General features: G+C 60.1%; 24 protein-coding genes and 3 tRNA genes. 6 read left to right on the forward strand and 21 right to left on the reverse strand.

Translation table 11 applies throughout. The annotated features are described in order from the left end of the window. Nucleotides 1–26: 26 nt before the first annotated feature. The 4 genes from J8Z22_RS02360 to J8Z22_RS22125 are packed head-to-tail and all read right to left on the reverse strand — an operon-like array spanning nt 27 to nt 2,657. Nucleotides 27–482 carry a MarR family winged helix-turn-helix transcriptional regulator gene (locus J8Z22_RS02360; protein WP_252008569.1) on the reverse strand — a complete coding sequence of 152 codons (456 nt, stop codon included), beginning with the start codon at nt 480–482 and terminating at the stop codon, nt 27–29. Continuing rightward, on the reverse strand, nt 445–1,461 hold the full coding sequence (locus J8Z22_RS02365; RefSeq protein WP_252008570.1) for a DUF2955 domain-containing protein: 1,017 nt from the start codon (nt 1,459–1,461) through the stop codon (nt 445–447). Before J8Z22_RS02365 ends, J8Z22_RS02360 begins: the two co-directional genes overlap by 38 nt. A 12-nt stretch (nt 1,462–1,473) precedes the next feature. Next, nucleotides 1,474–2,523, reverse strand: a complete 1,050-nt coding sequence (locus J8Z22_RS02370; RefSeq protein ID WP_252008571.1) for an HlyD family secretion protein — start codon at nt 2,521–2,523, stop codon at nt 1,474–1,476. Continuing rightward, nucleotides 2,523–2,657, reverse strand: coding sequence for a hypothetical protein (locus J8Z22_RS22125; protein ID WP_256471618.1), 135 nt, complete (start codon nt 2,655–2,657; stop codon nt 2,523–2,525). The genes J8Z22_RS02370 and J8Z22_RS22125 overlap by 1 nt, the downstream gene beginning before the upstream one ends. On the opposite strand from J8Z22_RS22125, the gene J8Z22_RS02375 reads away from it, so the two are divergent. After that, entirely contained in the window at nt 2,656–3,159 is a 504-nt protein-coding gene (locus tag J8Z22_RS02375; RefSeq protein WP_252008573.1) for a hypothetical protein, read from the forward strand. The two genes, J8Z22_RS22125 and J8Z22_RS02375, sit on opposite strands and share 2 nt — an antisense overlap. On the opposite strand, the gene J8Z22_RS02380 is transcribed toward J8Z22_RS02375, so the two are convergent. The 4 genes from J8Z22_RS02380 to J8Z22_RS02395 all read right to left on the reverse strand — a co-directional run bounded on the left by J8Z22_RS02380 (nt 3,156) and on the right by J8Z22_RS02395 (nt 6,798). Further along, nucleotides 3,156–4,631 (reverse strand): cell wall metabolism sensor histidine kinase WalK, encoded by a 1,476-nt coding sequence (locus J8Z22_RS02380; RefSeq protein WP_252008575.1) that lies wholly within the window; start codon nt 4,629–4,631, stop codon nt 3,156–3,158. The two genes, J8Z22_RS02375 and J8Z22_RS02380, sit on opposite strands and share 4 nt — an antisense overlap. Continuing rightward, nucleotides 4,612–5,310 carry a response regulator transcription factor gene (locus J8Z22_RS02385; RefSeq protein ID WP_028114323.1) on the reverse strand — a complete coding sequence of 233 codons (699 nt, stop codon included), beginning with the start codon at nt 5,308–5,310 and terminating at the stop codon, nt 4,612–4,614. The genes J8Z22_RS02380 and J8Z22_RS02385 overlap by 20 nt, the downstream gene beginning before the upstream one ends. 71 nt (nt 5,311–5,381) lie before the next feature. Beyond that, nucleotides 5,382–6,092, reverse strand: coding sequence for a spondin domain-containing protein (locus J8Z22_RS02390; RefSeq protein WP_252008577.1), 711 nt, complete (start codon nt 6,090–6,092; stop codon nt 5,382–5,384). A 10-nt stretch (nt 6,093–6,102) separates the two neighbouring features. Next, complete coding sequence (locus J8Z22_RS02395) at nt 6,103–6,798, reverse strand: spondin domain-containing protein (RefSeq protein ID WP_252008579.1); 696 nt, start codon at nt 6,796–6,798, stop codon at nt 6,103–6,105. A 654-nt stretch (nt 6,799–7,452) separates the two neighbouring features. Here J8Z22_RS02395 and J8Z22_RS02400 point away from each other — a divergent pair. After that, a complete protein-coding gene (locus J8Z22_RS02400; RefSeq protein WP_028114320.1) occupies nt 7,453–8,217 on the forward strand; it encodes a TetR/AcrR family transcriptional regulator in 765 nt (254 codons plus the stop codon). Here the strand turns inward: J8Z22_RS02400 and J8Z22_RS02405 are convergent. The 6 genes from J8Z22_RS02405 to J8Z22_RS02430 form a co-directional block, all read right to left on the reverse strand. After that, nucleotides 8,214–8,822: a superinfection exclusion B family protein gene (locus tag J8Z22_RS02405; RefSeq protein ID WP_028114319.1), complete on the reverse strand. Its 609-nt coding sequence runs from the start codon at nt 8,820–8,822 to the stop codon at nt 8,214–8,216. The two genes, J8Z22_RS02400 and J8Z22_RS02405, sit on opposite strands and share 4 nt — an antisense overlap. Before the next feature lie 108 nt (nt 8,823–8,930). After that, nucleotides 8,931–10,595 (reverse strand): DUF342 domain-containing protein, encoded by a 1,665-nt coding sequence (locus J8Z22_RS02410; RefSeq protein ID WP_252008581.1) that lies wholly within the window; start codon nt 10,593–10,595, stop codon nt 8,931–8,933. Between the two features lie 104 nt (nt 10,596–10,699). Further along, nucleotides 10,700–10,786: transfer RNA gene (locus tag J8Z22_RS02415), tRNA-Leu, on the reverse strand. A gap of 102 nt (nt 10,787–10,888) precedes the next feature. Further along, nucleotides 10,889–10,975, reverse strand: a tRNA-Leu gene (locus J8Z22_RS02420). A 17-nt stretch (nt 10,976–10,992) separates the two neighbouring features. Beyond that, nucleotides 10,993–11,079: transfer RNA gene (locus tag J8Z22_RS02425), tRNA-Leu, on the reverse strand. Nucleotides 11,080–11,178: 99 nt separating this feature from the next. Continuing rightward, on the reverse strand, nt 11,179–12,201 hold the full coding sequence (locus J8Z22_RS02430) for a methyltransferase (RefSeq protein WP_252008583.1): 1,023 nt from the start codon (nt 12,199–12,201) through the stop codon (nt 11,179–11,181). Nucleotides 12,202–12,413: 212 nt separating this feature from the next. On the opposite strand from J8Z22_RS02430, the gene J8Z22_RS02435 reads away from it, so the two are divergent. After that, nucleotides 12,414–14,873 carry a bifunctional diguanylate cyclase/phosphodiesterase gene (locus J8Z22_RS02435; RefSeq protein WP_252008585.1) on the forward strand — a complete coding sequence of 820 codons (2,460 nt, stop codon included), beginning with the start codon at nt 12,414–12,416 and terminating at the stop codon, nt 14,871–14,873. A 60-nt stretch (nt 14,874–14,933) separates the two neighbouring features. Here J8Z22_RS02435 and gshB read toward each other — a convergent pair whose 3' ends face one another. The 7 genes from gshB to metK form a co-directional block, all read right to left on the reverse strand. Beyond that, nucleotides 14,934–15,884: a glutathione synthase gene (gene gshB, locus J8Z22_RS02440; RefSeq protein ID WP_252008587.1), complete on the reverse strand. Its 951-nt coding sequence runs from the start codon at nt 15,882–15,884 to the stop codon at nt 14,934–14,936. A gap of 12 nt (nt 15,885–15,896) precedes the next feature. Then, on the reverse strand, nt 15,897–16,628 hold the full coding sequence (gene rsmE / locus J8Z22_RS02445) for a 16S rRNA (uracil(1498)-N(3))-methyltransferase (RefSeq protein ID WP_252008589.1): 732 nt from the start codon (nt 16,626–16,628) through the stop codon (nt 15,897–15,899). A 10-nt stretch (nt 16,629–16,638) separates the two neighbouring features. Beyond that, on the reverse strand, nt 16,639–17,316 hold the full coding sequence (locus tag J8Z22_RS02450) for an endonuclease (RefSeq protein WP_252008591.1): 678 nt from the start codon (nt 17,314–17,316) through the stop codon (nt 16,639–16,641). 64 nt (nt 17,317–17,380) lie between these two features. Further along, nucleotides 17,381–17,860, reverse strand: coding sequence for a SprT family zinc-dependent metalloprotease (locus tag J8Z22_RS02455; RefSeq protein ID WP_028114313.1), 480 nt, complete (start codon nt 17,858–17,860; stop codon nt 17,381–17,383). Beyond that, the gene (locus J8Z22_RS02460) at nt 17,860–18,678 is read right to left on the reverse strand and encodes an ion transporter (protein WP_028114312.1); all 819 of its coding nucleotides are present in this window, start codon (nt 18,676–18,678) and stop codon (nt 17,860–17,862) included. The genes J8Z22_RS02455 and J8Z22_RS02460 overlap by 1 nt, the downstream gene beginning before the upstream one ends. A 19-nt stretch (nt 18,679–18,697) precedes the next feature. Then, nucleotides 18,698–19,843 carry a hypothetical protein gene (locus J8Z22_RS02465; RefSeq protein WP_252008593.1) on the reverse strand — a complete coding sequence of 382 codons (1,146 nt, stop codon included), beginning with the start codon at nt 19,841–19,843 and terminating at the stop codon, nt 18,698–18,700. Between the two features lie 107 nt (nt 19,844–19,950). Further along, nucleotides 19,951–21,105: a methionine adenosyltransferase gene (gene metK, locus J8Z22_RS02470; protein WP_028114310.1), complete on the reverse strand. Its 1,155-nt coding sequence runs from the start codon at nt 21,103–21,105 to the stop codon at nt 19,951–19,953. 551 nt (nt 21,106–21,656) lie between these two features. On the opposite strand from metK, the gene speE reads away from it, so the two are divergent. From speE to tkt, 3 genes are all read left to right on the forward strand, one after another. Then, the gene (gene speE, locus J8Z22_RS02475) at nt 21,657–22,517 is read left to right on the forward strand and encodes a polyamine aminopropyltransferase (protein WP_252008595.1); all 861 of its coding nucleotides are present in this window, start codon (nt 21,657–21,659) and stop codon (nt 22,515–22,517) included. Between the two features lie 13 nt (nt 22,518–22,530). Then, nucleotides 22,531–24,429 carry a biosynthetic arginine decarboxylase gene (gene speA / locus J8Z22_RS02480; protein WP_252008598.1) on the forward strand — a complete coding sequence of 633 codons (1,899 nt, stop codon included), beginning with the start codon at nt 22,531–22,533 and terminating at the stop codon, nt 24,427–24,429. A gap of 152 nt (nt 24,430–24,581) precedes the next feature. Then, complete coding sequence (gene tkt, locus J8Z22_RS02485) at nt 24,582–26,573, forward strand: transketolase (protein WP_028114307.1); 1,992 nt, start codon at nt 24,582–24,584, stop codon at nt 26,571–26,573. Nucleotides 26,574–26,639: the final 66 nt, after the last annotated feature.

Here is a 26,639-nt window from a genome sequence, read left to right on the forward strand (position 1 = left end):
GTTGGCACCAGGACGGTGCCGGCCGATCAATCCACCCTGACGTCGTCACGCACCAGCTTTTTCAGTATCCCCATTAATTGTTGCTGTTCCTGCAGAGTGACGCCGGCAAAGAACTCCTCTGATATCGCCTGAATCACCGGGGTACAAGCCTCATTGACACGATGACCCTCGGCGGTCAGCGACAGCATGCGCGCCTTCTTGTTGGTGTCGCTCTTACTGGCTTCAATCAACCCTCGTTTAATGCCATTGTCCACCAGCCGTTTGGCCACCGAGCGGTTGCGCTTCAGTACGTCTGCCAACTGTTGCTGAGGAATGCAGCCCAGCTGTTGCAGCGCCCGCATTGCCCCTACCATCTCCAGGCTAATATCGAATTCCGCCATCAGTCGCTGAGTGCACAGGGCCCGGTATTGCTTCTGGGCCAGGCTCATCAGAAAGGTCATGCTGTTATCCAGCGCGGTGATTGAGGTGATGCTCTGTGTCATGGTGTGTGCGTCCGTAAATCAGCCCGCTGAGGGCCAGTAGCAAAAACAGGGTCACTGACAATTGCCAGCCGCGCAGGAAGGTGTCCTGCAGGCCGATGTCGGTGGTGCCCATGTACAGCTGAATGGGTAAGGCTATCCCAAGCAGGGCGTCGCCGTGAAGATCTTTTTCTGCGCCCTGGCTGCGGCCGATGAGCCAGGCCAGGGCCAACACCAGCAGAAAAACGCTCAGGCTGTAAAACAGCACCAGTTGTTGGTGCCACAACAGCAGCAGCTGAAACAGCATGGCCAGGGCGCAGCCTCCAACCTGGGCGGTGAAGCGGGCCCGAATCACCGCCAGGTAGCCAGGCTTGCGGGTCTGGGCGGCGGCGATGATCACCGGCACCATGCAGAAGGTGGCCGAGATCAGATCGACAATCATCAGAAACGCCAGCCCGGCTCCCAGTAACAGCAGGTACCAGAGTCGGTCTCGATAGCTGACCGGCTGCGGCGGCGGTGCACAAGCGGCCGCTTGGCTGGTGCGGGGAAACAGGCCGTTCATCGCTTTCATCACCACTATGGTGATCACCAGGCTCAGGGCGATCTCTCGAATCCGATCCGCCATGACGAAGCTGGGCTGCTGAGCAAAGACCACGATCATCATCCAGTTAAAGGTCGGCAGAATCAGGCCGCCGAGCTTGGCCGGGGTGGTGGCCCGGCGCCGAAGCTGATCGAACCCCACCAGGCTCAGGCTCCAGACGATGAAGGGGTGATCGCTGAACAGCTCTACGGTCAACAGGGCCAGGGTCGCAGCAACCACCACCGGCAGAAACATCTTGATCAAACCGGACCAACGGTAATCGCGGGCCTTGGTCACCGACAGAATCGGAAACAGGGCCAGGTACACCGGAGAGCTCAGGTGCAGGTAGCGGCCGGCCAGCATACACAGGGTGACCGTACCGGCAATGCGGCCCACTTCGTTCCAGTCGGTAGTGCGTTTCATTCGGGGCTCCCCTTAGTACAGATAGCGCAAATTACTGACTACCTGCATCCACAGCCGGGCGCCGCTTCCCCACAGGCTGTCGGAGCGATCAATCATAATGCTGGCTCGGGAGCCGGAGAACAGGCGCGGATCCAGCTGTGATACCTGAATGCGGGTGCGCACCTTCTGCTGTTCGCGGATCCAGCGGCTGTCGTTGGTGATGTTTGCCAGGCCACTGGTCTCGGAAGAGGCGTCGTAGATGGCCTGTTCGCGGCTGGTGATGGCCCCTTCAAACAGTTTCCCGGGAATGGCATCGAAGGCCACCAGCACTTTGGCCCCCGGTTGCAGCAACGCCAGGCCTTTCTCGTTGAAGTCGGCGTTGATCCAGCTGTCGTTATCGTTAACCAGAAACAGCACTGCGGTGCCGCTGCCGACGTAGGTACCCGGGCGCAACTGCAGGTTGGTGATGGTGCCATCGGTGGGGGCGGTGATGCGGGTGCGGGTCAGGTCCAGCCGGGCAGTTTCAAGTTTGGCTTCGGCCAGGGCAACGGCGGCGTTGCCGTCGTGTTCGGCCAGCTGTACCCGCAGCCGCTGAATGTCAGCCTGTGCGGCGACTACGGCCGAGTCGGCCACCGCGGCCGCGTTGAGGCTGTCGTCGACACTTTCTTGAGTGACCAGGCCCTGGGTGACCAGAGTCTGGTGACGATCCAGTTTCAGGTGGGCATTACTGGCCTGTTGCTGCTTCTGCACCAGGGTGGCTTCGGCGACGTGCAGTTCTTCAAATTTGGCCTGATGATCCTGGCGAGCCTGTTTCAGCTGGGCCTGGGCTTGCTTGAAGGCCAGTTGATAGCGGCTGTCATCGAGTTGCATCAGCAACTGGCCCTGGCGGACATGGTCACCGTTGTTGACCGCGATGGCGGTGATCTCCGCCGACACTTCCGGGGCGATTTCGGCGATGGATTTTCGGACTTCTGCCTGTGTGGTAAAGGGAGCCTGGTTATCGGAGCTGATCAGAAACAGCGAAAAAGTCAGGGCGCTCCCCAGCACCAGGTACAGGCCCCATTGGTAGATGTATTTGCTCATTATGTTTCACCTGCAACAATATTGGCAATAAGGATAGCAGGTTTTGTTTCATTGGCAACAAAAATTGAATTGAGCAGGACGTCAGCCCGGGATTCGGCTATGGTGAAGTTTTCACCAGCAGGGAATCGCGACATGAAGACAGCCCTTATCTGGGGGGCATTGCTGTTGGCGGGATGCAGCAACCTCAATACCACCTTTAATCGCCCCTATGCGCAGCCGGAGTCGGTTGCGGTTTCGGCCGCGGAACCGCCGCCCGAGCCGTTGTCGCAGACTCGTGCCGAGGCCGGAGAGGTGCAGGTGGTGGCCGTGTTGGGGATGACACCGCAGCGGCAGATGCGGTTGCAGCTGGCGTCATCGGCGACGGAGCAGTGGGTGACTCTGACGGATGTGGACTTGCCCGGGCTCAGTGACCGCTGTCCGCTGGAGAGGAATCTGGCCCGGGGACTGAGCTACTGGCTGCAGCAGCAGTTGGACCAGGGCGCTCGGCTGGTGCTGAGCCAGCAGCGCCGCAGTGGCGATCGCAGCGTGCTGGCTCAGGCCCACCTCGATGGCCACCCGCTTGGGCCGCTGTTGCTGGCCGAAGGGCTGGCGCAGCCGTTCGGCAGCGGCCGCTGGTGCCCAGAGTCAGCGCCCTAGGCCCATTGCAGCTGGAAGCGAAATTCGGTGCCCTGCTGTACCTGACTGGAAACCTCAATCTGGCTGCGGTGCAGGGCCAGCAGTCGCTTGGTAATGGCCAGTCCCAGGCCACTGTGGGCGCTGTCGCCGCGAATGCTGTTGGCGGCTTTGTAGTGGGCATCGAAGATGTGGGGCAGGTCTGAGGCGGGGATGCCGATGCCGCTGTCGCTGACCGACACCTCCAGGGCGTCGCTGGCGGCCACAAAGCGGACGGTGATGGTGTCGCCGGCCTGGCAGTGGCGCAAGGCGTTATCCACCAGATTGGTGAATACTCGCTCCAGCTTTTCGATGTCGGCCACCACCTGCAGGCCGGGATCCTTGGGGTGCAGATCCAGCAGCACCTGTTTGGCCTCGGCGGCGGGGCGGTATTTCTGCAGCACATCCTGAACCAGCTCGGCGATGCCGACGGACTCCATCTGCATCGGTACCTGGTCGCTTTCCAGTCGCGCCAGCTCCATCAGTTGGTCCACCATCTTATGGATCTTACCGGCATTCTGGTGGGCGATGTCGATGTAGGTGGGATCGGGCTGTTGGCCCTGTCGGTGCTGCATCATCCAGGTTTCCAGATAGCCCTGCAGCGATGCCAGCGGCGTGCGCAGATCGTGGCTGACGTGGGCCAGCAATTCCCGCCGCATCTCATCGACGCTTTTGACCTTCTTATATTGTTTCTGCAGTCGCTGCGACAGGGTATTGAACGCCTGTTCCAGTTGCTGAATCTCCCGCGCCGGGGCGCGGCTGTCCAGCTGCAGCGCCGGGGCGTGGAAGCCCTGGCGCTGCAGCTGGCTGATGGCGCCACTGAGCCGACTCAGGGGCCGGGTCAGCCAGGCAAACAGCCCCAGGGTGGTCAGCAGCAGAAACAGGGCACCGCTGATCAGCATCAGCATTGCCAGTGGCAGCCAGCCACTGGCTTCCACCTCTGAGGCCAGCGAATCGTAGATCTCGCCGTTGATGATGATGTACAGGTAGCCCTGCAGGCGCTCGTCCATCACCACCGGCGCCACCGAAAAGATCTTGTTGCGATCGCCAGAGCGGGGATCCGGTCCCCGCAGCGGCAACCTGGCCTGGCCGGACAGCGCCTCATGAATGGCGGTCATCGGTAGGGTAAAGCGTTGAATCTTCTCCTTGGGGGCCGAGTAGTTCAGCACCTTTCCGGTAGGGGAGAGCAGGTAGAACTCAAACCCCTTGCCGAGGATCATCATGTTGTGGAACGCCTTTTCCACCGCCACCGGGTCCGGCTCATCGCCTTTAAACAGCGGCCCTTCGTGGACAATGTGTTCGGACAGGGAGAAGTGCAGCCTTTGGGTAACCTCATCCTGAAAGTTGTTGTCCAACTGGCGGCTGAACCATACCAGCATCAGCGCCAGCAGCAGGAAACTGCTCAGCAGTACCAGTGCCAGCCGGGAAAACAGCGAGTTAAATCGAAAGCCTGTCATTGAATTTGTACCCTATGCCCCACACGGTGAGGACGTACCTGGGGTTGCCGGGATCGTGCTCCAGCTTGGCCCTGAGTCGGTTGATGTGGGAGTTGACGGTGTGCTGATAGCCGTTGTGCTGATAGCCCCAGACCGCTTCCAGCAACTGATCCCGTCGGTATACCCGGCCCGGGTGTTGCGCCAGGTACCACAGCAGGTCAAATTCGGTGCTGGTGAGATCCACCGGCTTGCCCTGCAACTGCAGTTCGCGCCGCTCCGGATCCAGCTGCAGATCGCCGTGGTTGACCAGGCTGGTGCTGGGGGGCGCCTGGGTCAGTTGGGCCCGCCTCAGGTGGGATTTGACCCGGGCCTGCAGCTCGCGAACGCTGAAGGGCTTGCTGAGGTAGTCGTCGGCGCCGCTCTCCAGCCCCACCACCCGGTCGGTCTCGCTGTTGCGGGCGGTCAGCATCAGGATCGGGGTGTTGCAGCCTTCCCGGCGCAGGGTTTGACACAGGGTCAGACCGTCCATCCCCGGTAACATCAGGTCCAGAACAATCAGGTCGAAATCGCCACGGCGGGCTTGCTGATAGCCGTCGTGGCCATCGTGACAGCGGTGGATATCGTGATTCAGCGCTTGCAGATGCAGGGACACCAATGCGTTGATGTCGGCATCGTCTTCAATCACCAGTAATCGTGCCATACGGCCTCCCTTGCCAGTCGGTTGCCGTTGCCTCGGGCGCGGCGCCGGGGCAACAGCAGAGTAGACCGGGGTTACTGGCTTCGCATTACAGTCAATCTTGCTACCGGGGCGTCGAAGCTATGGCGGCCGTCCAGAGCCGAGTCGGCGGCGCCGTCCTGATTGCCGACCACGCCGGGGTGACGGGCGACGAAGTCGACGTCATCGCGACTGCTGTCGAACCCGGCGCCACCGCCTGCCGGACCGGGAATGGTGGCCGCCAATTCCGAGTTGGCTTCGGTGCCGGCGTCGTACACCTGCAGGGTGACGGTCATGCTGTCACCCACCGCCAGATCGGTGAGGTTCCAGCCGTTGATGCCGGCAAAGGCATCATTGGTATTAACCAGCATGGTGGCGCCGGTCAGCATCAGGGTGTTGCCGGTCTCCAGGGTCAGGCTCAGGGTCTGGCTGGCCCCGGGCATCAGGATGCCGTCACCGCTGGCCGTGGCGAAGGCGCCGTTGTCAGTGGCACGGCTGAGCCAGCCACTGCCGTCACCGGCTTCCGCCAGTTGCTCCAGTTCGACGCTGGCGGCTTGACCGAAGCGCCAGCCACTGGCGGTGCCGTTGTGCAGGTAGGCGGCCACCGGCGACATCGGTTGAGCCGCGGTCAGGTTGATCACCGTGACCTCGAAGGTGGCCATCTCGGGCTCCTGCGGCGCGGGAATGATGGCGTTGCTGTCATTGTCGCTGCAACCGGCCAGCAGGCTGGCGGCGGTCAGGGTGAGGATGGGGAGCGTGCGATTCATGCCGACCTCCTTACTGTACGGTGACAGTGATGCGGGCGACGGGGTTCAGCCAGCGATGAATGCGGCTGTCGACGTCACTGATGCCACCACTGGCATTGCTGTCACCGAGGTTGCCGCGGTGAATGTGCACCTTGGTGTTGGGTTCTTCGGTGGTGACGCCGCTGGCGCCGCTGCCGCCATTGGTGCCGGGAATGGCGGGCATTCCTGGTGTGCCGGGTGCGCCACCGGCGCCGGCGACCAGCACCTCGTCATTGGCTTCGGTACCGGCATCGTAGGCGTTGAGGTTGATGGTGTAGGTGCCGGGCTCGGAGGGAATCGGCCAGCTGTCCAGGCCGACAAAGCCGTCGTTGCTGGGCAGGATCATGGCGGTGACCGACAGCACCATGCCGCTGTCCACCTCCAGGCTGGCATTGGTGCTGGCCGCCGGCGCCAGCAGGCCCTGAGCCGGGTTGGCGGCGGAAACGGCGCCGATGCTGTCGGCCAGGGTCACCAGTCCGGCAATGTCCCCGCCCTCGGCCATGGCAGTCAACTCGGCAGAGGCGTCGGTACCGGATTGAAACAGGTGGTATTGGGCGTCGTGGGCACTGACGAGCAGTGGGGTAAAGTAGATGCCCTGAGTCAGGTTGGTGATTTCAACGTTGACGGTCTGGGCGCCGGCGGCCGGTACGGCCAGCAGGGCGGCCAATGCGAGGGGTTTGAGGGTCATGGTTTTCCGTCTCCTGGGTTAAGGTTCACTCCAGTCTAGGAGGGGGATCTCAACAAGGTTTCACGGATTTATCACAATTTGGTCACGATTTGTCGGGGCGGGCGAGGGCGGCGGAGGAGCGGGCACTGCCGCCGATATATTATTGCCAGCGACACTGGACAAGTTGTCGAATTATCCTCGTAATACAGTAATTAATCATTGTGAGAATAAAAGCGAGCGCCTGAATCTGGCCGAAAAAAACAAATTGGTTGTCATTTGATAATTGCAGATAATTAGTTTTGCTCTTGGTTAAGAAACGGGAAAAATTGTTAATGACTGCGGTTATTTCCTATTTTCACCGTCTCTCGGCCACCGCAGTGGCAGGCCCCTGGCCGGCGGTCGCAGACTGGGATCGACCGCATGCCGGTGTCTGAGTGCGATGTGACGTGGCCCCGTTTCGGGCCCGCAAAGCGGCGCCAGGCGGCGGATGGCGGGGCTGAGTCGGTTGCCCTTCGGCGGTTTCATTTTGTCGTTGAGGGCGAATTGTTGTTATTGAATGTGCGGGCCTTCAAAATTTTCGTTACTGGCTTTCATTAAACGTGGTGTAGCTAACATTCGGTTTCAGTTTAGAGGCGTACAGTTGCTTTAGATTCAAAAATTAAGGAGTTCTAGTATATGGAGCAGGAAGCCAAGTCAGGGCTTAACTCGAGCCATTGGGCTTCGCCTGTGCATGCGCGTTTCCGGCAACGGGACCAGGCACTGCTGAGATTGGGAGAAAGCCTGGTTAAAGAACAGGGCATTGTTTCATTTCGTTTCTCCGAATTGGCACCCCGCGCGGGATGCAGTGCCGGCACTCTGTACAAACATTTCAACTGCAAAGAAGATTTGCTGGTGGCGATCTTCGCCAAGCACGTTGAGTTGTTAACAGAGCGTCAGCCCGAGCTGATGAGTGCCGACCTCAACCATGCCGAGCGTTGGCTGGCGATGCACCTGTACGGTGCCATGGCCGTCAAACAAACCAGCTGGACCCTGGGGTTCAATGCGCTGGCTGGGGCGCACGGCATTGTCGATAAGGTCAGTGACTATCGGCTGCAGGAGATGCAGATGTTCGTTGAGCAAGCGTGCTCGACGGCGAAACGAGTAGTGGAAGCGGCGCGAATCGAAGGGCAACTGGTGTCCGACGATTCGGAAATCGAGGTGGCCCATGCCACCATGGTGGCCTGTCAGCGCGGTGCGACCACCATGATCAACAATCCAATGATCGCCAAGAATCTGAATTTTGATGAGATGGCGAAGCTGTATCAGAGTCTGGCTCTGATCACCAACACCTTGAACTGGCGGGTCGGCTTGACCAGCGAGTCCCGAGAGCGGGTCATCAAGGCGGTGGAAGAGCAGCTATTGGCGCTGGAACAGGAGCATGAACTGGCCGCAGCCTTTTAAGCGGCGTGGCGGCCACTGCGATTGAGGTTCGCCGCAAATTCCGGTCGACTGGCCAGCAGCCGTTCCCGCTGCTGGTCGCTCAACTGCCCTTCCGGTAGCCGCAGTACTTTGCGGGTCAACTTGGTGCGTGCCGCCGCGGTGATCTTCAGCGGAGCCACCGGTCCTTCGATGGCGTACTCTTCTACTGCACCCGCCCGGGTGAGAATGCCAGATTCGATCAACTCGTTGACGCCGTGATGGTTCAGCGGCATGGCAATGCTGCCTTTTCCTTGCAGGACGAACTCACGCAGGATGGCCCGTTCGGTGTTGTCCAGGGTGAGGATCTTCTCCGCCACTTTCTGTCGAATCTGTCCCTGATAGCGCTGGTTGAGCACCTGACCGAACACCAGTCGCAGTCCCAGGGTGGCCAGGTAGGCACCACTGGCGACGGCGGTCAGGCCAATCCAGGAGGCGTAGCTGCTTATCCACTGTTGCAGAAACAGCGACTGGGCCAGGTTCAGGGGTAACCACAACAGGGCGCAACTGGTGATCAGCAGCCATAAGGCCAGGGTGTGGCTCGAGGCGAATCGGGTTGGCGAGTGAAGCAGGGTGTTGCGGCTTCCCATGTCAGGGTCCTTGTGTCGAAATTTTGGCGGAGTGGATCGATACCAGTGTAAAGCAATTCCGGTGCCAGCTGAAAACCGTCACACCGGAACTGAGGCCTAGCTTCTTGGCTAGCTGGTAATGGCGTCGATTTTCAGATGGTTGCCATCGTTGCTGACCTTAGAGGGGCCGTACTCCCGATCGGTGGTCAGGCTCTGCAGGCCGATCTCCATCTCCACTTGCGGGAACAGGCTGTGGCTGGCACTGATGCTGACCCGGGAGAAAAATGACTCGATGCGCTCCTCGGTTTCCGCCAGCAGCAGTTGGGCTTCGCTGAGTTTGGCGCTGTTTTGCTGCTGGGCCAGGGTAAACTGCTCCACCAGTTTTTTGCGCTCTTCGTCGCTCTTGTCGTTGGCCATGGTGGCCTTGTTGATCGCCTGCCTGAGCTTGTAACTCTGGGCCAGCAGTGCCTGTTCGCGTTGCTGATACTCTTTGGCGGCGTGGCGCAGGCGGGTGATGCCGGCACCGGCGCGAACGCTGCTCTGAGTGGCGGCCCGGGAGCCGAGGTTGATGCTACTGAGGGAGTGAATCACCACGGCGCGCCCGCCCACCAGATCCCCTTTCTTGCCATTGGCCACGCCGACGGTGAGGTTGTCACCACAGTGGGTGTGGCAATGAATCAGCTGGGTCTGGACGTGGATGTCGCCGGCCGATTTCAGGGTGGCGTACTGGGCGAAGCTGACGTGAATCTGCCCTTGGGCTTCCAGGGTGGTGGTCAGGGACTCATCCGGGCGCTGACGGCCGATGACCCCTTTGGCGACGATGATGTCGCCACCGGCTTTGAGGGTGGCGTTGTCGACAAAGCCATTGACGGTAATGTCGCCACCGGCGGTCACTTCCATGTCTTCTTCGATGTTGCCCTGAATGACGATGGCGCCATGGTATTGGATATGGCCGGTGCCGACGTCGACGTTTTTCAGGGTCAGTACTTCGACAATCTCCAACCCGTCTTTGGTTTCTTTGGGCTGGCCGTCGGTGGTGGCCAGCAGCAGGTTGTGATCCTGCTGGGCGGCGATGGTGCCTTTGCCGGCTTTGAGTTTACGGTCTTTGCCGGGTTTGGCTTTGAGTACTTCGCCGATGACGTTGTAGCCGTCAATGCCCGGGCGGGGTTCGTGTTTGCGCATCACTTCATCGCCGTTGCTGACGGTGATGATCTCGCCCAGATCGCGCATGTTGACCTTGCCGTTGTCGAGCACTTTGGGTTTGAGCAGCCGTTCCCGTGACAGCTTGACCAGCCGCTCCAGTTTGGCGTCTTTGCCGTGAACCGGCGGTTTGCCCTTGGCAATGGTGGCACTGATGCTCTCGCCCGGGGTGCCGTGCTCGGCTTTGGCCAGCAGCGCATTGATGTTGTTGCTCAGAAGACCGTTTTTGATTGCCAGGCGCTGCAGTTCCTGTACCAGTTCGGCGAAGCCGATTTTGCTGCCGCCCTGAGGGCAGGTGAGGGTGGCGGTGACCTGCATCTTGTCGGTGGACAGGCTCAGCTGACAGCTGCCGTCAATCTGTTGGGCGATGGGGATTCGCTGCGACTGGCCCTTGTTGGCGCCTTTGGCCTGATGCTTGAGCAGCTGCAGGGCTTTGCGCACGTCGTGATCCAGAAACGCGAATTCGCGGTACTGGGATGAGAGGTGCAGCTGCTGCAGTTCATGCAATTCAACCAGCGCGTGACGTTCGGGAATCAAGTCCACGCACAGCAGTTGATGCTCATGATCAAAATAGAGTAAATCGGTTGCTATCATCGCGCCGGTACTTATGATTATTTGGCGAGTCTAGGGAGTATACCGGATTGAATTAAAACGGGAATAGCAAAAAGCCCCGACCAAAAGGTCAGGGCTTCGAAATTTGGTGCAGATGGAGAGACTTGAACTCTCACGTCCTTGCGGACACTAGCACCTGAAGCTAGCGCGTCTACCAATTCCGCCACATCTGCGTATTACATTTTTTGCTCGCTGTCAGAGATCATAGCTGAACTCTCACCGGTTGCGATACCGAATTAAGACTTCGGTGGGCCTATCAACCACTCAAAAAAGAGTGGTGCAGAAAGAGAGACTTGAACTCTCACGTCCTTGCGGACACTAGCACCTGAAGCTAGCGCGTCTACCAATTCCGCCACTTCTGCATCGTGACATCAATGAGTGGTGCAGATGGAGAGACTTGAACTCTCACGTCCTTGCGGACACTAGCACCTGAAGCTAGCGCGTCTACCAATTCCGCCACATCTGCTCTGCATTTACTCATTGGTACGGGGGCGCATTATAGAGAGATTCCGTTGGCCGTCAACAGCAATATTCAAATCATTTTCCGTTCGGCCAAAATTTAAGCTTAAACTCTGCGATCCGCGTAGATTTTGAACTTTTTGTCCTGGGCAATGATGTTGACCCGGCCAAAGGCCGCCTGCAGCGCATCGCCATAGGGCAGATGATGATTGGCGACAAACACCAGTTGGCCGCCGGGCTTCAGGTGGCGACGGGCGTGGGCAATGAAATGCTCGGCGGTGGCGAAGGTCTGTTTGCCGGCGTGGTGGAACGGCGGGTTGGACACAATCAGGTCGAATTCACCATCGATGTCGCTGAAACCGTCGGACGGGTAGACCTTGGCTTCCAGGTTGCTGGCGGCCAGAGTGGCCTGGGTGCAGACCAGGGCAAAGGCGTTGATGTCCACCATCTCCACCTTTGTCTGTGGCGCACGCTGTTTAATCAGGGCGCCGATCACGCCGGCGCCACAACCAAAGTCCAGCACTCGGCCGGTTAGCGGTGGCAGGTGCTGAAGCAGCAGTTCGGTACCGGCGTCCAGTTCGCCCTGGCTGAAGACGCCCGGCAGGGCGCACAGGGGCAACTGGCCCAGCTGGGTATCGATGACCCGAGGCTGGTCAGCGGTCAGGGCCGGTGCCTCGCACGGTTGGCTTAGGCCGGCGATCATCTGGCAATGGGCGCCACTGGCAAATTTACTCACCTGATCGAAATGCACCGCCATTGCCTTGGTGGCGCTTTTGATGCCGCCCTTGTTGTCGCCCACCAGGTAGGTGGGGGTGTGAGCGGGCAGCACGCTGGCCAGCCATTGCATCAGGTGAGCGGCCAGGGCCTTGGCCTGGGGCAGCACCAGGATGGCGGCGTCGATTCGACTCAGGTCGCCGAGTTGAGGCTGGCAACCAAAATGCAGCGGTGACACCTGCAACTGTTGCAGGTGGCGCTGCACCAGGTAGTCGTGACTGCAGGCGATGACCTCGATGCCGTCTCGATTCAGCTCGGGGATCAGGCCGTCGGCCATGGGGTTTACAATCAACAGGCGGTGGCCGAAGTCGTCGGCGTACTTACGAATTAAGCGGCTGGGGTTGGTCAGAGTCATGGCAGGGGTCCAAAAAGCGATGCTGGCAGTATACCAATCCCGGCAAGCCCTTGACCAACTTTCCCATTCGCGTCGATCGATCCGGTGTCGGGTCTCAGCTGTTCTACACTTGAAGTGACTTGGACGTTTTCAATTGCAGGTACAGTTATGGAACAGCGAAAAAGCCTGCGAGCTGGGCTGGGAATGGGTCTACTTTTTCCGGGGGGACGGTGATGGCGTCACTCCCTTTGCCTTTTGTCAGCTTGCGCTGGAAGTTTGTCATAGCCTTGATGGTGATGATGGTGGTGCTCAGTGGCTTCCTCGGCCATCTGGCGTTGCAGCGCTTCGATCGTCAGATGGATGCCATGCTGGTGCAGCGGGCGGAGTTTTTAAAACAGGATTACGAGGAGACCCTGAGCATCATCGAGCGGCGGCTGGGGGTGGTGGCTCAGGAGCTGGCCCAGAGCTTGAATGGGTCTGCGGGACAGCCGCTGGAGTCCTCGTTGCGGGCCCAGTGGGTGGAATTGAAACCGCTGTGGGGATTGGCCGGGCTGTCGCTGTACGACATGGAGCTGAATCCGGTGGCCCGGGTCGGCAGCCACCCGCTGCCCGCCGACGGTTGGCTGGCGGCCATTGAAACGCCGGAGCAGCGCCTGAGTCGACAACGCTGCCGCCAGAGCTGCGTGCTGGATGCGGCGTTTCCTGTGGTGCTCGGTGGCCAGTTGCACCTGCTGGTGCTGGTGACGCCGCTGGAAGAGGTGCTGACCATCATCAATGAACACCATGATTCGGAGATGGCGATTCTCGGCCAGGTCCAGACCAGTAACCTCAACCCCTGGGGACGCTCGATCCTGAGCCTGACCAACCGTGATGCCAACTACCCGAGGCTGCTGGCGGCCTCCGGGCAACTGGAGTTCGAGCAGATGCTGCAGGGGCCACAGGCGGTGGCTCTGGGCGACCGCCACTGGAGCTTTGTGGTGTGGCCGGTGGATCCGTTTCACAGCCTGCTGCTGTTTTCCGATGTCACTGAGCTGGAGCAGGGCCAACAGGCCTACCTGAGGGATCTGGCCGGGCTGGTGTTTATCTGCATCGTGGTGGCTGGGCTGGTGGGCGGGGTGCTGTTCTGGCGGCCTCTGGGGCGGATTCAGCAACTGCAGAAACTGCTGCCGCTGTTGCCAAGCCGGGAGTTTTCCCAGCTCAAAGCGCAACTGAAACGACCGCATATCGGTTTTCCCGATGAGGTGGATCAACTGGAACAGGCGGCCGAGGATGCCGCCAATCAGCTGGAGCAGCTGCACGAAGAGGTGGATCGCTATACCCATGAGCTGGAGCGGCTGGCGATGATGGACACCCTAACCGGTCTGCCCAACCGCACCATGATGCACCATGAACTGAGCAAGTCTCTCAGCAGCCTGGGGCGCACCGATGACAAGATTGCCCTGCTGTTCCTGGATCTGGATGAGTTTAAGCGCATCAATGACACCCTGGGCCACGATGTCGGCGACGAGTTGCTCAAGACCGTCGCCAACCGCTTGAAGAAGAGCGTCCGCTCCATGGATACCGTTTGCCGCCTTGGCGGCGATGAGTTCACCATCATCATCCGTGGTCTGGGGGAAGGCACCAACATTCACCGCATCATCCATCAGATCTTTGTGTCGCTGCAGCAGCCGGTGCAGCTGGGGCGCCATACCCTGATCGTCACCACCAGCATCGGGGTGGTGTTCTGTGATAACCCGATGCTGCGGCCGGAGGAGTTGCTGAAGCGGGCGGACCTGGCCATGTACCAGGCCAAACAGGCGGGCCGTTCCAACTACCGGGTGTTTGATGAGCAGATGCTGGAACTGGCCAGTCGTAAGCTGATGCTGGAGGCGGATCTTCGGGTGGCGCTGGAGGAGGGGCAGATCGCCATCAGCCTGCAGCCGATTCTGTCCATTAAAGATCAGCGGGTGGTGGGGTTTGAGTCGCTGGTGCGCTGGTACCACCCCAGCCGTGGTTTGTTGATGCCGTCGGAGTTTATTAATGACCTGGAGGGCAGCAGCGAGATTCTGGCCCTCAGCGACTGGGTGATTCAGAAAAGCATGCAGTTGATGCTGAAGCTGAGCAAGCTGGCGGGCAATCAGGAGTTTTACATCGCGGTGAACCTGTCGCCGCACCAGTACCTGCATGCCAGCCTGGGGCATCGCATTGAGCAGTTGCTGAATGAGCTGCAGGTGCCGCCGAACCGATTGTTGCTGGAGCTTACCGAGGAGAGCCTGATTAAGAACCTGGATCAGGCGCTCAGCACCATGGAGCGCCTCAAGGGGATGGGGGTGAAAATCGCCATCGATGACTTCGGTACCGGCTACTCATCGCTGAGCTACCTGAAACAGTTGCCGTTTGACATCCTCAAGATCGACCGCAGTTTTGTTCGTGATCTGGACAGTTCCGACGTCGACCGCAACATCGTCAGTTCGGTGATCGATCTGGCCCACAACCTGCGTCGCACGGTGATCGCCGAAGGGGTAGAGAGCCATGACCAGCTGCAGTACCTGATCAAGTCTGGTTGTGATCATGCCCAGGGCTACCTGTTTTCGCCGGCTCTGGACGAGCAGCAGGTGATGGAGTTGATACGGCAGATGGGGCCGCAGCTGGAGTGGGCCAACATCGAGTCGTTGCAGGCGGTGTTCCACCCCTTAAGTGGCAATCGCAGCTAAGGTTTGCCACTGCGAAACCACACAGGCCGCCCTGGGGCGGCCTGTGTGGTTATGGGCGGTTTACGCCCTGGCCAGGCGGGCCTCGATGGCGTCGTACAGCATGGCGGTGATGTCCACCTCGAACTCGGCTTCGATTTCGCGAATGCAGGTAGGGCTGGTGACGTTGATCTCGGTGACCTTGTCGCCGATGACATCCAGGCCAACGAAGATCAGGCCGCGGCGTTTCAGCTCCGGACCGATGGCCCGGGCGATGGCCCAATCGCTGTCAGACAGGGGCCGGGCTTCGCCACGGCCGCCGGCGGCCAGGTTGCCGCGGGTCTCGCCTCCCTGGGGAATTCGGGCCAGGCAGTAGGGCACCGGTTCGCCGTCGATGATCAGGATGCGCTTGTCACCCTGTTTGATCGCCGGCAGGTAGTCCTGAACCATGGTGTACTGGTTGCCGAGGTTGGTGAGGGTTTCGATGATCACCCCCAGGTTGTCGCCATCGGCCTTGACCCGAAAGATGGAAGCGCCGCCCATGCCGTCCAGCGGCTTGATGATGATGTCGCCGTGCTGGCGGTGGAACTCGCGGATCTTGTCGGCCCGACGGGTCACCAGGGTATTGGCGGTGTAGTCGCTGAACCAGGCGGTGAACAGCTTTTCGTTGCAGTCCCGCAGGCTCTGGGGCTTGTTGACGATCAGGGTGCCGAGTTCCTCGGCCCGCTCCAGTATGTAGGTGGCGTAGATGTATTCGGTGTCAAACGGTGGGTCTTTGCGCATCAGCACCACGTCCAGATCCGCCAGTGGCCGCTCCTGCGGCTCTGCCAGGGTGAAGTGATTGCCCGCCTCGTTGCGCACCGTCAGAGGCTGCATGCGGGCCATGGCCTGGCCCTGTTCCATATAGAGATCACTCATCTCCATGTAGTGCAGCTCATAGCCGCGCTGCTGAGCGGCCATGAGCATGGCAAAGCTGCTGTCTTTTTTTATGTTAATGGACTCGATGGGATCCATTACGATGCCGAGTTTGATCACGGGTTTCTCCTTTTAGCCCAGATCGCCGAAGCGGGTTTGCAGGGCGGTAATGGCGGTCAGGGAAGCGGTTTCGGTACGCAGTACCCTGGGCCCCAACAGTATGTCGACAAAATGGTGTTCGCGGGCGGCGGCAATCTCGTCGCCGCTGAGGCCACCTTCGGGACCGATCAACAGTCGGGCTCGGGTCATGGGCTGCGGCAGGGTCTGAATGCTGTAATCGGCCCTGGGGTGCAGGTTGAGCTTGGTGGCCTCGGTGGCTTCACCCATCCATTGCTGCAGTTTCATTACCGGCCGAATCAGCGGTACGCGGTTGCGGCCACACTGCTCGCAGGCACTGATGGCAATCTTCTGCCACTGAGCCAGCTTCTTATCCAGCCGATCCCCCTGCAGCTTGACGCCGCAGCGCTCCGACCACAGCGGGGTGATGGTGTTGACGCCCAGTTCCACCGATTTCTGAATGGTGAACTCCATCTTGTCGCCGCGGGAGATCACCTGTCCCAGGTGCAGATTCAGTGGCGATTCCCGGTTGATCTGCTGTTGGGTCAGCAGCTCCACCAGCACCTGTTTCTTGCCGCTGTCACGAATGATGGCGTCGAATTGGCTGCCGTCGCCGTTGAACAGCTCCAGTGCCTGGCCGGCCTGCATTCGCAGCACCCGGCCAACGTGATTGGCACCGTCGGCGTCCAGCGCCACGGTGGTGCCGGCCGCTAGAGGACCGGGCTGATAAATTCTTGGGACTCGCATGAGGCTCCGTTTATTGACATTGCTGGGCCACGTAGGGGTTGGGCCACCCTTGCAGCTGACTCACCTGCCGGTGCCGCTGGCATTCCAGTTCGGTGACCGGGTAGAGGCGGTTCCAGCTTTGCATTAACTGTAACTGAGATCGGGATAGCTTAACCTGATATTGCTGCTGCATATAGAGGTAAGTGCGGGCGATGGCACCACGGGCGCGATTGGGCGGCTGCACCTGCTTGGCTTTGAAATCCACCACCATCTGGCATTGACCATATTGATAGGGGGTCTGGCCCATGTCGGAGAAGCGGTAGTTGGAGCGGTCCCCGTTGACCTCGCCGATGGCCGGCACCAGGTTGTGCAGATCCGCTTCCATTTGTTTAAAGGTCGGATCTTTGCGGCAGTGTTTGCGGCCGCCTTGCTGCCAGCACTGCAGCTGGTGACCAAAGGCCCAGGCGGGCATCACGTGCTCCCATTCGATTCGCTGGGCCCGGGGCGCCTGTTTACGCACCTGATAGCCGCAACTGGCCAGGGAGGGGATCAGTTTCTTGCCGTTCTGCTGATAGTCGCAGCCGCAATAGAAGGTCTGAGCCGGCAGGTTGGCATAGAGGGTAACCAGTTGTTTTTTGGCGGCCCGAAAGCTGCTGGGGGCAGCCAGGGCAGTGTGGCTGATTAACAGCAACAGGAGCAGTTTTTTCATTACTTTTTTTCTTATACGAGCGGGAGTGAGCGATGGTAATCCGTTGGTGACGACGGGGCAACGATCAGGCCGGGGTCAACGTCTGGCCGCAGCGGCGACACTGGTAGTTGGCCTGGCCCCGCTGCACCTTGTTGTGGCGCCTCAGGGTCAGTGGGTGGCTCTGGCAGCCACAGCGGTAGGCAAAGGTGGCCGGCTTTACCGAACTGACGTCGAAGCTGTGGCGGGTTCGGGGTGGGCAGTCAAACACCTCGGCCATCAGCCGTTGCCACTGCGGGCCATGGGGGCGAACCCGGCCATGCAGTTGCCACACCAGCAGGTGCGCCACCTCGTGGGGCACCACTTCGTCGACAAAGGCCTGGGGGTTTTCCTGCAGCAGCACCGGGTTAAAGCGCAGCCGGTTGTCGGCCAGGTGAGCGGCCCCGGCGCTCATCCCCCGCAGGGTGAAGCCGACCTCGGGGTAGGGGAAGCGGCGGCCAAGGCGGGCTTCGGCCTGGCGATAGCACCACTGCAGCTTGGCGTCGATTGCCTGGGTCAGTGCCTCCATCAGACCTGCTCTTCCAGTTGGGTGCCGCAGTGGTTGCAGAACAGGGCGTCGTTGTCATGGCCGCTGCGGTCGCAGTTTTCACAGCGGCGCAGATCCCGGTGCAGGTTCATCTCCTGGCTGATCTGGGCGGTAAAGATGCCGGTGGGGACGGCGATCACCGAGTAACCGATGATCATGGTTACCGAGGCGATGAACTGACCCAGGGGCGTTTGCGGGCTGATGTCGCCATAGCCGACGGTGGTGATGGTAACGATGGCCCAGTACACCCCTTTGGGGATGCTGGTAAAGCCACTGGCCGGGCCTTCGAGGGCGTACATGATCGAGCCCATGATGCAGGCCAACAGCAGCACGAAGGTGAAAAAGACGGTGATCTTTCTCAGCGAGGCCTTGATGGAGCGCCACAGCATGTTGGCTTCCGCCAGATAGCGAATCGCCTTGATGATTCGAAACACCCGCATCACCCGCAGTAGCCTCAGTACCAGCAGGTACTGACTGCCAGGCAGCAGCAGTTGCAGGTAGCTGGGCAGAATCGCCAGCAGATCGATGATGCCGTAGAAGCTCTTGGCGTAGTGGCCGGGTTTCGGCGAGGCCCACAATCGCAGCAGGTACTCGAAGGAGAACAGCAGGGTGAAGCCCCACTCGGCATAGCGGAACCAGGGGCCCCACTGGGCCTTGAGGGCATCGATGGAGTCGAGCATCACCACCACCACGCTCAGGCCGATGGTCAGCAGCAGCGCTATGTCGAAGCGCTTGCCCGCCGGGGTGTCGGTGCCGAAGATGACGTCGAAGACTCGCTCTTTTAAGCTGTTGTATTGCATGGAACAGGGGGTCTCAAGGTTAAAGGGCGGCAATGGCCTGGGTTAGCATCGCCTCAATTTGGCGGACGATGGCGGTTTCGGTTTCCCGGTCGTACTGGGCGATGCGCGGGGTGTGGATGTGGCCCACGCGCGTCGGGCTGCCCAGTTGATTGGCTAGCAACACGGCGCGGTAGCTGATCTCATTGGACAGGTAGCCGCCACCGGAACCGGACACTGAGGTTTGGCCATCCAGTTGCGCCAGGGAGTCCGGTTGCCACTGGCCTTTCTCCAGGGTGGCGATGTGGCGATTGTCGTTGATGGCCCAGGGGCCGTCGGCTTTTTGCATGGCGCTGACCGGCAGGGAGAACTCCACAAATTCCGGTCCGTTCAGCGGCTGGTCCAACAGCCGTGGCGGCAACGGTGCCTCTTTAGTGGCGCCGGTGAGCACATTGCGGTTGCCCGGTGCGGCGGCACTGCGGTTGCGACCGGGAAAGCGCTCAAGATCGAAATCGTCCCGGCCCATGGAGACTGTGGCCACCATGTCGACGTGCGGGTGGCGCAGATAGGGGGTCAGCAGCGATTCGATCATGCCCTGGTCGAAGTCCTCGAACCGTACCGGAATCATCGCCGTCTGAATCTGTGCCTTACGGCCGTTGAGCGTCAGGGTGCGGCCATCCAGCGCCAGCGCTGCCAGGCCGGAGGGGTTGGACTGATTCAGGTGGCGGTCGAGGAAAAAGGGATCGAAGCCGGTCACCAGGATTTTCACCTCGGCGTCGTCGTCGAAGTGGATGTCGCCGAAGCCTCGGGAGCTGCGCTCAAAGCCGTCGATTGCCGCCTGCGTTTGGGCGTCGCTGGCGCGAAAGGCCGGCGCTTGCTGCTTGAGGTCCCTGCGCAGTTGCAACCGGCTCCAGTACAGGGGCCGGTCATCCATGTGGCCGGACTGCACCAGTGTTACCGCCTGTCGCCATAACCTCTGGCCGGAGTCGGCTGCCGCCTGGCTCAGGCTGGCTTCGTTGCGGCTGCTGCGGTGTTGTACCACGCCGGTATCCAAGCTGGTCGCCAGTGGCGTTAATAGCTGCGGCAGCTGTTGGGCCACATCGGCCACTCGTTGCTCCTCTACATCCAGGGGCAGGGCAGACAAGGGCAGGCTGGTGCAGAGGGTCAGCAGGGTGGTGAGCAGGCGCATTGGGGACTCCGTGTCGGGGTGAGAACTGAGCAGTAAGGGTATCCTAGTTTGCCCTGAAAACGAAAAAGCCCCGGCCGTGGCCGGGGCTTGCTGTTTGTCGGGGCGGATTACAGGCCGGCGTCGGCGCGCAGGGCTTCCGCTTTGTCGGTTTGCTCCCAAGGGAACTCGACACGGCCGAAGTGACCGTAGGCTGCGGTCGGCGCGTAGATAGGACGCTCCAGCTTCAGCATCTCGATCAGGCCGTATGGGCGCAGGTCGAAGTGGCGACGAACCAGCTCGATCAGCTTCTCTTCTGGCAGCTTGCCAGTGCCGAAGGTTTCGATGCTGATGGAGGTGGGCTCTGCCACACCGATGGCGTAGGACACCTGAATTTCGCAGCGGTCGGCCAGGCCAGCGGCAACGATGTTCTTGGCCACATAGCGAGTGGCGTAGGCTGCGCTACGGTCTACCTTGGATGGATCTTTACCGGAGAAGGCACCGCCACCGTGACGCGCCATGCCGCCGTAGGTATCGACGATGATCTTACGGCCAGTCAGGCCACAGTCACCCATGGGACCACCGATAACGAAACGGCCGGTTGGGTTGATGTGGAACTTGGTGTCTTTGGTGATCCACTCGGTAGGCAGAACGGGCTTGATGATGGTGTCCATCACTCCGTCACGCAGATCGGCAGTGGAAACGCTGTCGCAGTGCTGAGTAGACAGTACTACGGCATCGATGCCAGCTACGGTACCGTCGGCGTTGTAGGCGAAGGTCACCTGAGACTTGGCGTCAGGACGCAACCAAGGCAGAGTGCCGTTCTTGCGAACTTCGGCTTGGCGCTTCACCAGACGGTGAGAGTAGGTGATAGGCGCTGGCATCAGTACGTCAGTTTCGTTGCTGGCGTAGCCGAACATCAGGCCCTGGTCACCGGCACCCTGCTCACGTGGGTCAGCTTTATCAACACCTTGGTTGATGTCTGGCGACTGTTTACCGATGGCAGACAGCACCGCACAGGAGTTGGCGTCGAAACCCATGTCGGAGTGGGTGTAGCCGATGTCACGGATGGTCTGACGGGTCACTTCTTCGATATCAACCCAGGCAGACGTGGTGATCTCGCCACCCACCATGACCATGCCGGTTTTAACATAGGTTTCGCAGGCGACGCGCGCTTTGGCGTCCTGAGCCAGGATGGCATCCAATACGGCATCAGAGATCTGGTCCGCGATTTTATCCGGATGGCCTTCAGAGACAGACTCTGAGGTAAATAGGTGACGTGCCATGGCAATCAACTCTCAAATTAGAAACAGGGGGCAGATGCTGGAAAGTGACGCTGCGACGCCTTGGTTTCAAGCTCGCAACATTAGACGCATCTACATCTAGACGGCTATTTTATGTGTTTGGATTTCAAAATCCAGTGAAGTACAGCATATTTTTTGCCGAATCTTGGTGGGCTTGTCAGTTTAACTTGCCAGTTGTGCCGAATTGGCCGGGGTTGTGGCCCGGTTCGATGGGGCTCGATGAGGGCCGGAAAAATTGCCGGGCGGGGTATGGTGCAAATGGAAAAATGGGAGTATAAAGCGCTCAGTGGCAACAGCCCCAATACTTACGATTAACTGACTGAGGTTTTATGGTTCTCGTGGCGTAAGCCGCTCAACCCTGATTGGCGTTGAAGCGGCATCCCGTAGGATAGGAATACATCTATGATCATCTCCCCTGTTTCAGGGCCTGTTCCGGCCCGCTCGCGACCCGTCACCTCTGTTGTATCTACACTGTCTTTGTCTCTGTGCCCCGGCGTGGGAGCATGGATGTTATCTGGTTCGGAGAGAGCGTCATGAGTGACACCCAATACCTAGAGACCCTGTACCCGGGGTATGGCCAACAGTTTGCTATGGACACGGTGTTGTTCCGTGCGCCGACTGAGCACCAAGAGTTGATCATCTTTGATAATGAACGCTTTGGTCGGGTGATGGCGCTGGACGGCATCATTCAGACCACCGAAGCCGATGAGTTTATCTATCACGAGATGCTGACCCATGTGCCGATTCTGGCCCATGGCAGTGCCAAGAAGGTGCTGATCATCGGCGGCGGCGATGGCGGCATGTTGCGCGAGGTGATCAAACACCAGGCGGTGGAGCGAGTGGTGCAGGTGGAGATCGACCATACGGTAATCGAGATGTGCAAGCAGCACCTGCCTAACCACAGCCAGGGTGCGTTTGACGATCCTCGGGTGGAGATCGTTATCGATGACGGCAAGGCGTTCGTGCTGGGCTGCCAGGAACAGTTCGACGTGATCATCTCCGACTGCACCGATCCCATCGGTCCCGGCGAAGCATTGTTTGAGTCCGATTTCTATAAAGGCTGTAAGCAGTGCCTGACCGAAGGCGGCATTTTTGTGGCTCAGAACGGCGTGCCCTTTATGCAACAGGGCGAAGCCGAGACCACCTACCAGCGCCTGGCGCCCTATTTTGCGGATCGTCACTTCTACGTGGCGGCGGTGCCCACCTACATCGGTGGCGCCATGAGTTTTGCCTGGGCCAGCGACAATGCCGCGGCCCGGCAGGTGGATGTGGAGCTTCTAAGCCAGCGATTTGCGGCGGCGAAGCTCGACACCCGTTACTACAACCCGGCCATTCATGTGGGCAGCTTTGCACTGCCACAATACCTGGTCGACCGTCTGGCTAAAGTCAGTTAGTTGGAGAGCGCCCGTGAGCTGGAGCGTCCAAGATGCGCAGCATCTTTATAATGTGCCCTATTGGGGACGTGGTTATTTTCAGATAAACGACGACGGACAGGTTGAGGTACGCCCCAACCCCGCCGAACCTGAGTGTAAGGTAGCGCTGACCCGATTGGCGGAGCAGCTGGCGACGGAGCGTGGCGCTCAGTTGCCGATGCTGGTGCGTTTTCCGCAGATTCTGCACTCCCAGGTGCAGGGGTTGTGCAGTGCCTTTACCACCGCCATCGACGATTATGGCTATCAGGGCCATTATCTGGCGGTGTACCCGATCAAGGTGAATCAGCAGCGCACCGTGGTGCAGGGGCTGCTGGCCGGTGGTGGCCAGTCTCTGGGGCTGGAAGCCGGTTCCAAACCGGAGTTGCTGGCGGTGCTGGCGATGGCCCAGGACAGCGCCCAGGTGATCGTCTGTAACGGTTACAAGGACCGCGAATACGTGCGCCTGGCCTTGCGCGGACAGCAGCTGGGTTACCAGGTGTTCCTGGTGATCGAGAAGATGTCGGAGCTGAAGCTGGTGTTGGAGGAAGCCCGCGAGCTGGGGGTGACTCCGCTGCTGGGGGTGCGAGCCCGCCTGGCGTCCCAGGGCAAGGGCAAGTGGCAGGCGTCCGGGGGCGAAAAGTCCAAGTTCGGCCTGTCGGCGGCGCAGATTCTGAAGCTGGTGGAGACCCTGCGTGAGGCCAATCGCCTCGATTGCCTGCAGTTGCTGCACTTCCATCTCGGCTCTCAGATTGCCAGCATTCGCGACATTCAGAAGGGGCTGACCGAGTGCGGCCGCTTCTATATGGAGCTGCGCAAACTGGGGGCGCCGATCACCACGGTGGACGTGGGTGGCGGCCTCGGGGTGGATTACGAAGGAACTCGCAGCCAGAGCAATTGCTCGGTGAACTACTCGCTGCAGGAGTACGCCAACAACGTGGTGTACGCCATCGGCGACGTCTGCCGCCAGTACCATCTGCCACACCCCAGGCTGATCTCCGAGTCCGGCCGGGCCATGACCGCGCACCATGCGGTGCTGATTGCCGATGTGATCGGGGTCGAGGCCTATGAGCCGGAGACGCTGCCGGCGCCGGGTACCGGCGCACCGCTGGTGCTGAAGAACATGTGGCAGACCCTGGAGGACGTTCGTGAGCACACCGATGCTCGGGCCCTGGGGGAGATTTACCACGATACGGTGAATGATCTGGCGGATGTGCACGCCAAGTACAACTACGGGCTGCTGGATCTGTCCCAGCGGGCGTGGGCGGAGCAGGTGCACCTGCAGGTGTGCTATCAGGTGTCGCGGGAGTTGTCGCCCAAGAACCGCTCTCACCGGCCGATCATCGACGAGCTGAACGAGAAGCTGGCGGATAAGTTCTTCGTTAACTTTTCTCTGTTTCAGTCGTTGCCGGATGCCTGGGGCATCGACCAGGTGTTTCCGGTGTTGCCGCTGTCGGGGCTGGACACCAAGCCGGACCGGCGGGCGGTGATACTGGACATCACCTGTGATTCCGATGGCACCATCGATCAGTATGTGGATGGTCAGGGGATTGAAACCACTCTGCCGATGCCCACATGGAGTGCCGAGCACCCGTACCACGTGGCGTTTTTCATGGTCGGGGCCTACCAGGAGATCCTGGGGGACATGCATAACCTGTTTGCCGATACCGACGTGGTGGACATCAAACTGGATGAGCGGGGCAATGCCGAGGTGGTGGAGTACCTGCAGGGCACCCAGGTCAATGAGGTGCTGGAGTACGTCAACCTGGATCCCCAGTGGATGTTGACCCGCTATCAGCAGCGACTGGAGCAGTGTCGGCTTGCCGAGGACGTGCGTGAGCAGGCGCTTATGGAGCTGGAACAGGGGCTGATTGGCTATACCTATCTGGAATCCTGAGTGAATTTGCTCGAGTGACTCGCTGAAATAGCACTATAAACGGCCGAAAGGCCGTTTTTTTATGGGAATGATTTGCTAAGGCGGTCACAAATGGCGAAAATATGCCCCCAGAATTACAGAGCATAACCACCTAGATAGAAGTTGGAGCCAAGATGTCATCTCGTAAAGAGCTAGCTAATGCTATCCGTGCCCTCTCCATGGATGCTGTACAGAAAGCCAATTCCGGCCACCCCGGTGCCCCTATGGGGATGGCAGACATTGCCGAAGTACTGTGGCGTGATTTTCTGAAGCACAATCCAGGCAACCCTGAATGGGCCGATCGTGACCGCTTCGTGCTGTCCAATGGCCATGGCTCCATGCTGCTGTACTCTCTGCTGAACCTCAGCGGTTATGATCTGTCCATCGACGATCTGAAGAACTTCCGTCAGCTGCACTCCAAGACTCCGGGCCACCCTGAGTACGGTTATGCCCCTGGCGTTGAGACCACCACTGGCCCGCTGGGTCAGGGCATCACCAACGGCGTGGGCATGGCCCTGGCCGAAAAGGTGCTGGCGTCGCAGTTTAACCGTACCGGTCACGACATCGTCGATCACCACACCTACGTGTTCATGGGCGACGGCTGCCTGATGGAAGGCATCTCCCACGAAGCCTGCTCCCTGGCTGGCACCCTGAAGTTGGGTAAGCTGGTGGCGTTCTGGGATGACAACGGCATCTCCATCGACGGTGAAGTGGAAGGCTGGTTCACCGACGACACCGCCGCCCGTTTCGAAGCCTACGGCTGGCACGTGATTCGTGACGTCGACGGTCACAACCCGGAGCAGATCAAGACCGCCATCGAAGCGGCCAAGGCGGAAAGCGACAAGCCGACCCTGATCTGCACCCGCACCATCATCGGCTTTGGTTCGCCAAACAAGTCCGGTTCTCACGACTGCCACGGTGCCCCTCTGGGCGACGCCGAAATCGCTGCCGCCCGCGAGTTCCTGAACTGGCCACACGCGCCGTTCGAGATTCCGGCCGAAGTGAAGCAAGCCTGGGATGCCAACGAAGTGGGCAGTGCCCGTGAGTCCGACTGGAACAGCCGTTTCGACGCTTACGCCGCCGCTCACCCTGAGCTGGCCGCCGAGCTCAAGCGCCGCCTGGCCGGCGACATGCCCGCCGACTGGGATGCCAAGGTGGCCGAGTACATCGCCGACCTGCAGGCCAACTCCACCAAGGTGGCGACCCGTAAAGCGTCTCAGAACTGCCTGAATGCCTTCGGCCCGATGCTGCCGGAATTCCTGGGTGGCTCTGCCGACCTGGCGCCGTCCAACCTGACCATCTGGAGTGGTTCCAAGTCCATCACCCCTGATGACGCCTCCGGCAACTACGTTCACTACGGTGTGCGCGAGTTCGGCATGAGTGCCATCATGAACGGCGTCACCCTGCACGGCGGTTTCAAGCCTTACGGTGCCACCTTCCTGATGTTCATGGAGTACGCTCGTAACGCGGTGCGTATGGCGGCGCTGATGAAGCAGCCTTCCATCTTTGTCTACACCCACGACTCCATCGGTCTGGGTGAAGATGGCCCGACGCACCAGCCGGTTGAGCAGATTGCCTCCATGCGTCTGACCCCGAACCTGAGCACCTGGCGCCCTTGTGACTCGGTGGAGTCCGCCTACGCCTGGAAGCACGCCGCCGAGCGTAAAGATGGCCCGACCGCGTTGGTGTTCTCCCGTCAGGGACTGGCGCCGATGGCTCGCGATGCCGAGCAGTTGGCCAATGTCGCCAAGGGCGGTTACGTGCTGAAGGACAGCGCCGGTGCGCCAGAGCTGATCCTGATTGCCACTGGCTCCGAAGTGGAGCTGGCCATGAACGCCGCCGCCGAACTGGAAGCCCAGGGCAAAGCGGTACGGGTGGTGTCGCTGCCGGCCACCGACGTGTTCGAAGCTCAGAGCGCCGAATACAAAGAGTCGGTACTGCCTGCGGCAGTGACCAAGCGAGTGGCCATCGAAGCTGGCATCGCCGACTACTGGTACAAGTACGTGGGCCTGAACGGCAAGGTTGTGGGCATGACCACCTTTGGTGAGTCGGCGCCTGCGGACCAGCTGTTTGAGATGTTTGGCTTTACCGTCGCCAATGTGGTTGAGGTGGCCAACTCACTGTAACGGTGAGCGTCAGCTAAGAAAAAACCGGCCTCGGCCGGTTTTTTTGTGTCTGACTGTCGGCAGCGT

The organism is Ferrimonas sp. SCSIO 43195, assembly GCF_023716685.1.
GTDB lineage: Bacteria > Pseudomonadota > Gammaproteobacteria > Enterobacterales > Shewanellaceae > Ferrimonas > Ferrimonas kyonanensis.